This window comes from Janthinobacterium sp. 64 (assembly GCF_002813325.1).
GTDB lineage: Bacteria > Pseudomonadota > Gammaproteobacteria > Burkholderiales > Burkholderiaceae_D > Janthinobacterium.
Map to the genome: position 1 here is coordinate 5,042,750 of NZ_PHUG01000001.1, position 12,672 is coordinate 5,055,421.

At 65.6% G+C, this 12,672-nt stretch carries 10 protein-coding genes; 7 read left to right on the forward strand and 3 right to left on the reverse strand.

Features of this window, described 5'->3' with window-relative positions; all coding sequences use genetic code 11:
* Positions 1-88 precede the first annotated feature (88 nt).
* Positions 89-925, forward strand: a complete 837-nt coding sequence (locus CLU91_RS22115; protein ID WP_100875837.1) for an HDOD domain-containing protein — start codon at positions 89-91, stop codon at positions 923-925.
* A gap of 136 nt (positions 926-1,061) precedes the next feature.
* The gene (locus tag CLU91_RS22120; protein ID WP_100875838.1) at positions 1,062-2,699 is read left to right on the forward strand and encodes a M28 family peptidase; all 1,638 of its coding nucleotides are present in this window, start codon (positions 1,062-1,064) and stop codon (positions 2,697-2,699) included.
* A 31-nt stretch (positions 2,700-2,730) separates the two neighbouring features.
* Here CLU91_RS22120 and CLU91_RS22125 read toward each other — a convergent pair whose 3' ends face one another.
* Entirely contained in the window at positions 2,731-3,744 is a 1,014-nt protein-coding gene (locus CLU91_RS22125) for a zinc-dependent alcohol dehydrogenase family protein (protein WP_100875839.1), read from the reverse strand.
* Positions 3,745-3,918: 174 nt separating this feature from the next.
* Here CLU91_RS22125 and CLU91_RS22130 point away from each other — a divergent pair, with 174 nt between their 5' ends.
* Complete coding sequence (locus CLU91_RS22130) at positions 3,919-4,836, forward strand: LysR substrate-binding domain-containing protein (protein ID WP_100875840.1); 918 nt, start codon at positions 3,919-3,921, stop codon at positions 4,834-4,836.
* A gap of 1 nt (position 4,837) precedes the next feature.
* Here CLU91_RS22130 and CLU91_RS22135 read toward each other — a convergent pair whose 3' ends face one another.
* Both CLU91_RS22135 and CLU91_RS22140 read right to left on the reverse strand, forming a co-directional pair.
* Positions 4,838-6,052: an MFS transporter gene (locus CLU91_RS22135; RefSeq protein ID WP_100875841.1), complete on the reverse strand. Its 1,215-nt coding sequence runs from the start codon at positions 6,050-6,052 to the stop codon at positions 4,838-4,840.
* Between the two features lie 150 nt (positions 6,053-6,202).
* Entirely contained in the window at positions 6,203-7,201 is a 999-nt protein-coding gene (locus tag CLU91_RS22140) for an LLM class flavin-dependent oxidoreductase (RefSeq protein WP_100875842.1), read from the reverse strand.
* A 260-nt stretch (positions 7,202-7,461) separates the two neighbouring features.
* On the opposite strand from CLU91_RS22140, the gene galT reads away from it, so the two are divergent.
* The 4 genes from galT to CLU91_RS22160 all read left to right on the forward strand — a co-directional run bounded on the left by galT (position 7,462) and on the right by CLU91_RS22160 (position 12,658).
* A complete protein-coding gene (galT, locus tag CLU91_RS22145) occupies positions 7,462-8,565 on the forward strand; it encodes a galactose-1-phosphate uridylyltransferase (protein ID WP_100875843.1) in 1,104 nt (367 codons plus the stop codon).
* Positions 8,562-9,677, forward strand: a complete 1,116-nt coding sequence (locus tag CLU91_RS22150) for a M24 family metallopeptidase (protein ID WP_100875844.1) — start codon at positions 8,562-8,564, stop codon at positions 9,675-9,677. The genes galT and CLU91_RS22150 overlap by 4 nt, the downstream gene beginning before the upstream one ends.
* Positions 9,674-10,741: a galactokinase gene (gene galK, locus CLU91_RS22155; protein WP_100875845.1), complete on the forward strand. Its 1,068-nt coding sequence runs from the start codon at positions 9,674-9,676 to the stop codon at positions 10,739-10,741. The genes CLU91_RS22150 and galK overlap by 4 nt, the downstream gene beginning before the upstream one ends.
* A 177-nt stretch (positions 10,742-10,918) precedes the next feature.
* Positions 10,919-12,658, forward strand: a complete 1,740-nt coding sequence (locus CLU91_RS22160) for a glycoside hydrolase family 2 TIM barrel-domain containing protein (protein ID WP_198521500.1) — start codon at positions 10,919-10,921, stop codon at positions 12,656-12,658.
* The last annotated feature ends 14 nt before the right edge of the window (positions 12,659-12,672 follow it).

Below are 12,672 nucleotides of genomic sequence, written 5' to 3' on the forward strand. Positions count from 1 at the left end.
GGAAACGGGAGCAGGGCCGGGGATACATGCGCATTCCCGGCCCCTCCATAGAGCAGAGCCTGTATAGGCCCGTACCGGAGATCGACCCATGGACAGACTGGAAGTATTCAAGATTATCGCGCTGCAAGCGAGCAAGGGCGAGCTGACGTTCCCCGCCAACGTCAAGGCCACCTTGAAGCTGCAGGAAGCGCTGGACGACCCCGATTGCCATATCGAAGCGGCCGCCCGCATGGTCATGGCCGAGCCGCTGCTGTCGGCGCGGGTCGTGGCCTTGGCCAACTCGGCCGCCTACAACCGTTCCGGCAATGAAATCGCCAATGTGCGCGCAGCCGTTTCGCGGCTGGGCTTTGCCACCTTGAAATCGATGGTGGCGTCCGTCATCGTGCGCCAGCTGGGCAGCCAGATTACCGACCCGCAATTGCGCGCCAAGGGGGCCAGACTGTGGGAGCACACGGCCCACGTGGCGGCACTGAGCCAGGTCATCGCGCGCAAAGTCACGCACGTGGACGTGGAAACGGCCATGTTCGCCGCCATCGTGCACGAGGTGGGCGGCTTTTATCTGCTGTCGCGCGCCGAGGAATATCCTGGCTTGCTCGACGACAACACGGAAGACTGGATCGAATACGGCGAAAAACTGATCGGCCGCGGCGTGCTGCGCCAGCTGCAAGTACCGGACATGGTCTTGCAGGCCGTGGAAGGTATGTGGCACGGCGGCAGCCCGTTCCCGCCCCGCACCTTGGGCGCGACCCTGGTGCTGGCCAACGATCTGTCACCCGTCGGCTCGCCCCTGCACCCGCCGGAAAGCGCCGAGCGGCGCCTGGCGGCGGCGAAGATCGACTTCGGGATAGGCGGCAGCACCCTGCACACGATACTCGAGGAATCGGCCGAAGAGATCGAATCGCTGGCGGCGGCCCTGCTGGTCTGACGCTTCCCCATCGTCTATCCCCGCCTTTGCCGCGGGGATTTTTTTCGTCCGCATTTTGCTGCGCCTGCCCCATGGCATACAATCGCCGGCCCGGTTATCCGCCGGACTGACTGTCTCCTCTTACCCAAAGGATCTTATGCAGAAGCTGTTTTCTTCCCTGACCTTGACTGCGCTGGCGTTTTCCGCGCACGCCGCTACCGGTTTGCCCGTGGTACAGGAAGCGCCCCTGCGCGCCCACCTGGCCTTCCTGTCCAACGATTTGCTGGAAGGCAGGGGCACGGGCCAACGGGGCGCCGACCTGACGGTGGCCTACCTGGAAACCCAGGCGCAGATGGCCGGTTTGCGTCCCGTGCGCGGCAACAGCTACCGCCAGAGCGTGCAGATCGCCGGCGTGAAGTCGCTGCCTGCCGAGAGCAGCCTGCAGGCGCTGGCCGGCGGTAAAACCGTGCCGCTGGCGTTTGGTCCGGACTGGGTCTGGGCCACGGGCGACTCCGTTGCCGCGCACACCTTCGATGCGCCGCTGGTCTTCGTCGGCTACGGCATCACGGCGCCGGAAGAGGGCTGGAACGATTTCAAGGGGACCGATGTCAAAAACAAGATCGTCGTCATGATGGTCAACGACCCGCAGCCGACCGCTGGCGATCCGAATCGCTTTGCCGGCAAGGCGCTGACCTATTACGGCCGCTGGACGTATAAATTCGAGGAAGCCAAACGCCAGGGCGCCGCTGGCGTCTTGCTGATCCACACGAAACCGTCGGCCTCGTACGACTGGAGCGTGGTACAGAACAGCTGGAGCGGCAGCGAACGCTTCCAGTTGGCGGACCGCACTGTCGGCACTCCCCTGCAGGGCTGGATCGCGGAAGACGCGGCGCGCCGCCTGTTTGCGGCCGGTGGGCAAGACCTGGACGCCTTGCGCGCGCAAGCGGAAAGCAAGGACTTCAAGGCCGTCGCATTGAATGCCAAGTTGTCGGGCGACATGAAGTCCATCGTGCGCAAGGTGGAACAGTTCAATATCGCCGGCATGGTGCCGGGCACGGACCCGACACTGAAAGAGGAAGCCGTCATCTACAGCGGCCACTGGGACCACCTGGGCAAGCAAGGCGAGGGTGACGAAAAAGCGGGAGATACGATCTACAACGGCGCCGTCGACAACGCCTCGGGCACGGCCGGCCTGCTGGCCATGGCGCAGGAAGCCGTGAAAAAGCCGGCCAAGCGCACGCAGATCTTCCTGTGGGTGGCGGCTGAAGAGCAGGGTTTATTGGGCAGCGCCGCGTATGCGGCCGACCCGCTGTGGCCCCTGAACAAGACGGCGGCCGCGCTGAATCTCGATAGCCTGAACTTCGTCGGTGCCACGCACGACATCGGCGCGCAGGGCAGCGAGCGCACGGAACTGGGCGCCATGGCGGCGGCAACTGCCAAAGCCATGGGCATGCATATTGCCCAGGCGCGTCCCGACCTGGCCGGCGGCTATTTCCGCAGCGACCATTTCAGCTTTGCCAAGGCGGGCGTGCCCGCGTTTTCCATCAATGGAGGACGCGAGTACGTCAAGGATGTGGCAGAGTCGAAAGCCAAGGCGGCTGCCTATGGCCCCCGCTACCATCAAGTCACCGATGAGTACGATGCCAGCTGGGATTTGTCCGGCATGACGCAGCAGGCGCAATTTACCTTGAACCTGGGGCAAGCCGTGGCCAACGCGGCGAAAATGCCGGCCTGGAAGGCGGGCGATGCGTTTGGCAAGGCGCGCGAGCAGGCCGGCGCCAAGTCAGCCATGTAAACCAGGCACGGCCAGATCGTCGCCAGGTCGCTTAGCCGGCGACCTGGATGACGACCTTGCCGAAGGCGCCGCGCGACAGGTGCTCATAGGCTTGCACTGCTTCCTCGAACGCATACACATGCTCGATCACGGGCTTGATGTTGTGCTTGTCCAGGAACGGGTTCATGCGGTCGAACGAGGTGCGCGGCGCCACGGCGATGCCGCGTATCGTTGTCTGGCGGAAGATGAGCGGCATCAGTTTCAGCGCCGTGGTCTGTCCCGTCAGGAAACCGACCTGCGCGATCACTCCAGCCGCCTTGGTGGCGGCAACGGACTGGTTCAGGCCATCGCCGCCGGCCACGTCGATGGTGATGTCGACGCCTTTGCCGTCCGTCAATTCCAGCACCTTCTGTTCCCATTGCGGAAACGTCCGATAGTTGATGCCGTCCGTGACGCCCAGCGCCTTGATCCTGGCCAGGTTGGCATCGCTGCTGGAGGTGGCGATGACGCGCGCGCCGTGCGCCAGGGCGATCTGCGCGGCAAAGATCGACACGCCGCCCGTGCCTTGCACCAGCACTGTCTGGCCCGGCTGTAAGTTGCCCACATCCATCAGCGTATACCAGGCGGTGAGGGCGGCGATGGGCAGCGTGGCTGCCTCGGCGTCGCTCATCATGTCCGGCGCCCGGACGGCGCTGTCTTCATGGATGATCATGAATTCGGCCAAGCCGCCCGGCAACGGCGAACCGAAGCAATAGTCGGGTTCGTTGGGGCCTGGCGGGCCGTCGATCCAGCGCGAATACAAATGCGAATTGACGCGCTCGCCCACCTTGAAACGGCTCACGCCGGCGCCCACGGCTACCACCACGCCGGCGGCGTCGGAAACGGGAATCAGGGGTTTCGGCACCATGTGCGGCTCGTAGATGCCGTCGACAATCGCCTTGTCGCGGAAATTGAGCGAAACGGCGCCCACCTTCACCAGCAACTCGCCCGCCTGCGGCACGGGTGTCGGCACCTCTGCCATCTTCAAATTGTTCAAGCCGAAATCCTGTAACAGCCATGCTTTCATATTCTTCTCCAGTGAGCCATGCCGGGCAAGTGCCAGGCCGTGCAACGATGGAGACAGTGTAATTGCATCCTCTGGCGAGAGTTAGGGGGTAAAAAGACGGGCACTGCATCCTGTCATTCCAGAATTGACTATACTGTGCACGATTGCATTCAACACTTTTGGAATGGCGGTGACATGGAAGATCGTTTTGCAGGCATCCGCGAGTTTGTCGCGGCCGTCGACGGCGGCAGTTTCACGGCGGCGGCGCTGGTGCTGGGTGTGACCGGCTCGGCGGTCGGCAAGAGCCTTTCGCGGCTGGAAGCGCGCCTGGGCGTGCAACTGCTGCACCGCACGACGCGCCGCATCGACCTGACCACGGAAGGGGAAGCGTACCTGGGAAGTTGCCGGCGCGTGCTGGAAGAGCTGGAACAGTCCGAAGCTTGTCTGGCCACCGGCCACCAGCAGCCCGTCGGACGCCTGCGCATCGACTTGCCGACTACATTTGGCCGGCGCCACATCCTGCCAGCCCTGCTGGCGCTGGGTGAGCGCCATCCCCGGCTGGACCTGTCCGTTTCCCTGCGCGACAGGGCGGTGGACATGGTGGGCGAAGGCATCGATATCGCGGTGCGCATCGGTAGCCTGGGCAACCATGCGGATCTGGTGGCCCGTCGCCTGGGCGAGCAGCATCTGGTGATCTGCGCTTCGCCCGCGTATTTGCAGCGGCGCGGCACGCCCTTGACGCGCGCGGACCTGGCCAGCCATGCTTGCCTGGCCGGCTGGCGTCGTGGCAACCGGCCGGCATGGCTGTTAAGAAATGAATTGGGAGAAACCGCGCTGCAGGAAATCCATGCCCGGCATGAATTGGCCGATGGCGATGCCTTGCTGCAAGCTTGCGTGAGCGGCAGCGGCCTGGCGCAGCTGCCGACCTGGCTGGCAGGCGATGCCTTGCGTAGCGGCGCCTTGTTGCCCGTCTTGCCCGATATTGCCGGCGCCGCCATGCCCATCCACGTGCTGTGGCAGAAAACCTGGCATATGCCAACCAAGGTCAGGGTGACGGTCGATGAACTGTTGCGCCTGGCCGCGGCCGACAGCGCCGTCTTTTCTGCCGCTTAGATCAGGCTAGCCGCTCAAGGCGCCGCTGCGTGTGCCGATACTTGCTCCACACCAGCAGCATCAGCAAGGGCATGGCGCCGCCCACCATGCACAGGGCGGGCCAGCCGCCGGCGGCAAAGCTGGCGCTGGCCAGCGCCGAGCCAGCGGAGGCGCCGATGAAGCCGCCCGCGATGAACACGGTGGTGACCCTTGCCCGCGCATGCGGCGCCAGTTTATAGATGATGGACTGGTGCGTCACTTGCAAGCCCATCACGCCCATGTCCAGCAGGACGATACCGATCAGCAATAGCACGAGCGAGTGGGCGCCGAAGCCGATCAGGGCCCAGCCCGCGATCGAGGCGACGGCCAGCAGCCAGGTGGCCTGGCGCGCGTAGCCGCGGTCGGCCATGCGGCCAGCCGTGTTGGCGGCAAACGCGCCCGTGGCGCCGGCCAGGCCGAACAGGCCGATCTGCATTTCCGAATAGTGATACGGCGCGCCGCTGAGCAAGAAGGTCAGGCCCGTCCAGAACACGCTGAAAGTGCCCAGGCCCAGGCCCGAGAACAGGGCGCGCTGGCGCAGCAACGGTTCCTGGCGGATGATGTCGGCCAGGGAAGCCAGCAATTTTCCGTACTGCAGCTTGCCACGCGGCGCCTCGTTCGGCAGGATGCGGCGCAGCATGACGAGCAGGGCGGCCACGACGATGGCGGCCAGCACGTAGACGCTGCGCCAGCCGCCGCTGATCTGCGACACCGTGCCGGAGACGGTACGCGCCAGCAAGATGCCCAACAACAAGCCCGTCATGACGGTGCCCACCATGCGGCCCCGGCTGTGGTCGGGCGCATACGAAGCGACCATGGCCGTCACCACCATCAAGGCGCTGGATGTGATCCCCATCAAGACGCTGGCGATGGCAAAGACGATGATGTTCTGGCTGGTGGCGGCCAGCAGCAGGGCGGCTATCTTGGCGATCAGCATCCACGTCAGCAACTGGCGGCGGTTCAGCACGTCGCTGAGCGGCACCAGAAACACGATGCCCAGCACATAGCCGATCTGCGTGGCCGTGACCAGGTAGCCCGCTTGCGGCACGCTGACGCCAAACGAGGCGGCCAGCATGGAGGTGAGCGGCTGCACGTAATAGAGGCTGGCGACGAGCACGCCGGCGGACAGGGCAAACAACAGGATGCGGGTGGACGTCAGCAGGGTACTGGCGTCGACGGAGGACGGTGCGGATTTCATGCGCTTACAACTTTCTTGGAATGATGCTTTTGGATGGACATGATAGCGGGGCTGCGCATTTCTTGCCGGGCAGGCAAAAAAATCCCGGCGATCGTTGCCGACGGCCGGGAAAAGGGTATAGGGGGATATATACCGAGGGAGAGTTAAAACTTAAGCAGCGCGTGCCAGCTCCGCATGCACCTGCGCCGTGATTTCATACGAGCGCAGCCGGTGCTGGTGCTCGAAAATTTGCGAGGTGATCATCAGCTCGTCGGCGCCCGTTTCGGCGATGAAGGAAGCCATCTTTGCCTTGACGGTGTCCGGCGCGCCGATGGCCGTGCACGACAGGACGGAATCGAGCATGGCGCGTTCCTGCGGGCCCAGTTGCTCCAGGTAGCCGGGCACGGGCGGCTGCAAACGCGACGGGCGGCCCGTGCGCAGGTTGACGAAGGCCTGCTGCATCGACGTGGCGCGCAGGTGCGCCTCGGCATCCGTGTCGGCGGCGAACACATTAAAGCCCAGCATCACGTACGGTTTCGCCAATTGTTTGGACGGCTTGAAGTGTTCGCGGTAATACGCCACGGCTTGCAGCATCATTTGCGGCGCGAAATGCGAAGCGAACGCATACGGCAAGCCCAGGTGGGCGGCCAACTGGGCGCCGAACAGGCTCGACCCCAGTATCCACACGGGCACTTTCGCGCCCTTGCCGGGCACGGCCAGCACGCGCTGGCGCGGCTCGTCGGACATATAGTCGATCAATTCCAGCACGTCTTGCGGGAACTGCTCCGCGTCCGATTGCAGGTCGCGGCGCAGGGCGCGCGCCGTGGTCTGGTCAGAGCCGGGCGCGCGGCCCAGGCCCAGGTCGATGCGGCCCGGGTGCAGCGCTTCCAGCGTGCCGAACTGTTCCGCGATGACCAGCGGCGAATGGTTCGGCAGCATCACGCCACCCGCACCCACGCGGATGGTGGTCGTGCCGGCCGCCACATGGGCGATGACGACGGCCGTGGCGGCGCTGGCGATGCCGGGCATGCCGTGGTGTTCGGCCAGCCAGTAGCGGTTGTAGCCCCAGCGTTCGCCGTGCTGCGCCAGGTCCAGCGTGTTCTTGAACGACTGGCTGGCGTTGCTGCCTTCGGCGATGGGCGCGAGGTCGAGTATGGAAAATGGAATCATGGTAGCGATATCGGGACGTGGTGGAAAATCACAATGGACGATTTGTCTATCCCCTGACGACAATAGGGTCGGCCGTGAAAGCGGCAGGGATGACAGGCTGTGCACATGATAATGCGAATCGGGAATTTGCGTACTGATCGGTAAAAAACTCGTGCTGATCGGGGGCGGTACCGCTTGAACTGGAGAAATTGCCGTCGGCTTCGGAACTTTTCTTGCCAGTGCCAGTCTTAAGAAGTCGTGTCTTAAGATTGCGAAACATCATGTATTGCAAGCAACTCGTCAAGCCCGACGGCCGCCAGCTGACCCTCTACAGCCGGCGTCCCATCGTCGTCGCCGGTCTTGCACCGAGTCCTTTCCCGCTGCCGCAGCAAGCCAATCCGCACTTGCGCTGGCACCCCTTGCGCGGCGAGTGGGTGGCGTATGCGGCTTACCGCCAGGGCCGCACTTTCCTGCCACCGCCAGAGTACAACCCGCTGGCGCCCACGCGCGATCCCGACCATCCGACGGAATTGCCTGCCGGCGACTATGATATCGCCGTCTTCGACAACCGCTTTCCCACCCTGGCGCCGCATGCCCATGACCCGCCCGACCTGACGGTCGCCACGGCGCCCGCCAGCGGCCATTGCGAAGTGGTGGTGTTCGCCCAGGATGCCGGCGCTTCGCTCGGTACATTGCCTGTCAGCCACATTGCCTTGCTGCTGCAAGCATGGGCCGGACGCACGCAGGAGCTGGCCAGTCGGCCCGGCATCGCCTACGTGCTGCCGTTCGAAAACCGTGGCGCGGAAGTGGGCGTGACCCTGCACCATCCGCATGGCCAGATCTACGCCTATCCCTTTGTCCCGCCGGTGCCGGCGCGCATGCTGGCGCAGGAGCGCGCGTATTGTGCCGAGCATGGCCAGGCCTTGCTGGTGGACATGGCGCGGCGCGAAGCCGATGGCGGCACGCGCTTGCTGTATCTGGGACCGGAAGCCATCGCCTTTGTTCCCGCCTGCGCCCGCTACCCGTATGAAGCGTGGGTGATGCCGCGGCGGCAGACGGACAGTTTTACGGCTTTGTCGGCCGGGCAGCGCGAGGATCTCGCATGCGCGCTGAAAACCGTCTTGCTGAAATACGACGGCCTGTGGCAACGCGCCATGCCCTATCTGATGGCCTGGTACCAGGCGCCGCCGGACGGGTGCGCGCACCCGGAAACGCAGCTGCACGCGCAGTTCTATCCGCCGTATCGCACGCGCGAACGGCTCAAATACCTGGCTGGCACGGAGCTGGCCGCCGGCATGTACGCCATGGATGCCTTGCCCGAGGAATCGGCGCGGCAGTTGCAGCAAGTGCGCGTGGCATGGGAAATGGCAGGAGATATCGCATGAACTGGAATGTGGAACTGGAAATTGCACATAAGCTGGCGCAGATGCGCGGCTGGCTGGAACAGGAGCGCGCTGGCGTGCTGCGCTTGCGCGGTGTGGACTGGTTCGCCTGGGCCACGGCGGGCGCGTCGGGCAGCGCCAGCCACTCGGCCGAGTGCGGCTGTGCCGAGGTGCTCGTCACGCGCGATGCGGCCTACATCCTGACCGATGCGGCCGAGGCGCAGCGGCTGCGCCAGGAAGAGGTGCGCGGCAGCTGGACCTGGCAAGTGACGCCGTGGATGCAGCCGCGGATGGCCGAGCTGCGCGAACACTTCGTGCAGCATGCGGCAGGCGGGCGCTCCGTGCTGTGCGACCGGCCGGGCCTGCATGAACGCAGCCTGCCCGCCGCGCTGCGCGAAGAGCGCCTGCCCCTGCTGGCCGCGGAACAGGCGCGCTACCGCGAAGTGGGACGCCTGGCCGCCGCGGCCGCCAGCGAAGCGCTGCGCGCCGCGCGTCCTGGCTGGAGCGAGCAGGACCTGGCCGGCGCCTGCGCCCGCGCCCTGTGGTCGCGCGGTCTGCACGCCGTGTACGTGCTGGCGGCCGGTGCCGAGCGCTTCGAGCGCTACCGGCGCGCGCCACCGGCCGCGTCGCCGCTGGGCGAGCGGGCCGTGCTGGCGCTGTGCGCGCAAGCTTACGGCCTGTGCGCCAGTCTGAGCCGCCAGCGCCGCTTCGTTCCCGTCCCTCCCGCGCGCGACGGCATCGATGAAGCGGACGCGGCCATCCTGGCGCTGGAAGCGGTGGCGCTCGATGCCTGCGAAGTGGGCCACGCGCTGAGCATGGTGTATCACGCGCTCGACAGCGCCTATGCGTATGCGGGCCAGCCCGATACGGTGCATGAATACCGGCAGGGCGGCATCGCCGGCTACCGCTCGCCCGAAGTGGCGGCCGGCGCGCACACGGAAATCGCCCTGAAGGACGGCATGGCGCTGGCCTTCCATCCCAGCTTGCCCTGCAGCATGGTGGAAGACACTTTCCTGCTCAGCGGCGGGCGTCTGCACAACCTGACTTGCGACCCGGACTGGCCGGTCACTTCTGTGCAGGGAAGGCTGCGTCCGCTGACCCTGGAGTTGCCATGATCAGCCCCGACGCGTATTTTGGCGCCAGCCCCGTGGTGGAGGCGTCGGCGCCCGGCAGGGTCAACCTGCTGGGCGAGCATACGGACTACAACGATGGCTACATGCTGCCGTGCGCCACGCCGCAGCGCACGCGCGTGAGGCTGGCGCTGGCCGCCGACGGACACCACCAGTTCTATTCGGCAACCCTTGATCAGCTCGTGCATTTCGAGCAGCAGTGCGCCGCGCCGCCCGGCTTTGGCCGCTACCTGGAAGGCTGTATCCGCCTGCTTGAGGAGCGCGGCGTCGCCGTGCCCGCCGTGCGTGCCCACATCGATTCGGACGTGCCGCCGGGCGCCGGCCTGTCGAGCAGCGCAGCGCTGGAGATCGCCATGCTGCGAGCGCTGCGCCAGCTGCTGGGGCTGCAGATTGACGACGTGTCGCTGGCGCTGATGGGGCAGCAGGCGGAAGTCCGCTACGCGCAAGTCAATTGTGGCGTGATGGACCAGATGGCGTCGAGCCTGGCCGACGAGCGCCATATGCTGCTGCTCGATGCGCGTACCTTGCAGCATGAATTGCTCGACTTGCCCGGCGACAGCGAGGTGCTGGTCATCGACAGCGGCGTGGCGCGCACCCTGGCCGGCAGCAAGTACAACGAACGGCGCGCCGAATGCGAACAGGCGGCGCGCCTGCTGGGCGTGGCGGCGCTGCGCGACGTGCGCGCGCCGTCCATGGTGGACGGCTTGCCCGAGCCGTACCGCCGCCGCGCGCGCCATGTGGTCAGCGAAAACCTGCGCGTGCTGCAAGCGTGCGGCCAGCATGATCCCGTGCTCTTCGGCCAGTTGATGGCGCTGTCGCACGCCAGCCTGCGCGACGATTACGAGGTGTCGCTGCCGTTGCTCGATACGCTGGTGGCGCTGATGTCGGCACAGTCCGCCGTGTACGGCGCGCGCCTGACCGGTGCCGGTTTTGGCGGCGCTTGCGTGGCCCTGTGCCGCAAGCAGTGCGCGGCCAGCGCGGGGCGCGCGGTGGTGCAGCGCTTTAACGCTGATGGACACAGCGCACGCATGGTGGTTCCGTTGACGTGAGCGTGTGTTGATCTTGCTCATGCGTTGCGGCGCAAGCCCCCTACGCCGGAACTTGCTCCTTGCCGCATGCATCCAACAGGCATGCTCAATGACCATCTCTCCCCACCCGATACAGATGAAGGCCAGGCCGAAACCGTCCTGTCTGGCGCGGGCGGCTTCGCCTATCCCCGCCCGCAGATGGTGCGCGAAAACTGGCAATCGCTGAACGGCACCTGGCGTTTCACCTTTGACAATGAACGGCGCTATCGCCTGCCCGATGGCGGCATCGGCTGGACGCACGAGATCACCGTGCCATTTCCGCCCGAATCGCAGGCCAGCGGCGTGGGCGACCGGGGCTTTCACCGCGTCTGCTGGTACCAGCGCGAGTTCCTGCTGCAGCCGGGCGGCCCCTGCGTGCTGCTGCATTTCGGCGCCGTCGACTACCATGCGAAGGTGTGGCTGAACGGGCATGTGGTGGCCGACCACGAGGGCGGACACACGCCGTTTGTCGCCCACATCAGCCATGCGCTGCTGCCCAACGGGCCGCAGGTGCTGACGGTGCGCGTCGAGGACGATCCGCACGACCTGGCCAAGCCGCGCGGCAAGCAGGACTGGCAACTGCTGCCCCATTCCATCTGGTATCCGCGCACCACGGGCATCTGGCAAAGCGTGTGGATCGAGCGCGTGGCGGCCACCTACATCGGCAAGCTGCGCTGGACGCCCGTGTTCGAGGGCTACGAGATCGGCTGCGAAGTGTTCGCCATGGGCGACCTGCAGGATGACCTCACGGTGGGCGTGCGCATCTGGCATGGCGGCAACCTGCTGGCCGACGACCAGTACAAGCTGATCGAAAACGAGGCGAGCCGCAAGATCGCGCTGTCCGACCCCGGCATCGACGATTCGCGCAACGAATTGCTGTGGAGTCCGGAGCGTCCCATTTTGCTCGATGCCGAAGTGACCTTGTGGCATGACGGCGAGCTGCTCGATACGGTCAAGTCGTACACGGCGCTGCGCTCGGTGGCGATCAACCGCGACCGCTTCATGCTCAATGGCCGGCCGTATCCGCTGCGCCTGGTGCTCGACCAGGGTTACTGGCCCGACACTCTGCTGGCGGCGCCTTCCGACGACGCCTTGCGGCGCGACGTGGAACTGGCCAAGGCCCTGGGTTTCAACGGCGTGCGCAAGCACCAGAAGATCGAGGATCCGCGCTACCTGTACTGGGCAGACCGCCTGGGCTTGCTCGTGTGGGAAGAAATGCCATCGACCTACCGCTTTTCCAGCAAGGCCATCACGCGCATGGTGCGCGAATGGACGGACGTGATCGAGCGCGACTACAGCCACCCGTGCATCCTCGTCTGGGTGCCGTTCAATGAATCGTGGGGCGTGCCCAACCTGACGGCCATCCAGGCGCACCGCAACGCCGTCGAAGCGCTGTACCACCTGACGCGCACGCTCGACCCCACGCGCCCCGTGATCGGCAACGACGGCTGGGAAGCGTCGGCCACCGACATCCTCGGCATCCACGATTACGACTGCGATCCGGAACGCCTGCAGGCGCGCTATGCGATCAGCGATTCGGCCCGCACGACCCTGTTCGACCAGCGCCGCCCGGGTGGGCGCATCCTCACGCTCGACGGCTTCCCGCACCGGGGCCAGCCCATCGTCCTGACGGAATTTGGCGGCATCGCCTTTGACCGGGAACAGGGTGAATCGCCGGAAACCTGGGGCTATGCGCGCGTGGGCAACGAGGCGGCCTTCCTCGATATTTACCGACGCCTGATGACGGTCGTCAATACGGCGCAGATGTTCAGCGGCTTTTGCTACACGCAGTTCGCCGACACCTTCCAGGAAGCCAATGGCCTGCTGACGGCGGACCGAACGCCGAAGGCCGCGCTGGAACTGCTCAGCGCGGCCACCTGCAACATCCGGCTCAATTGAACGCAAGCCGGACC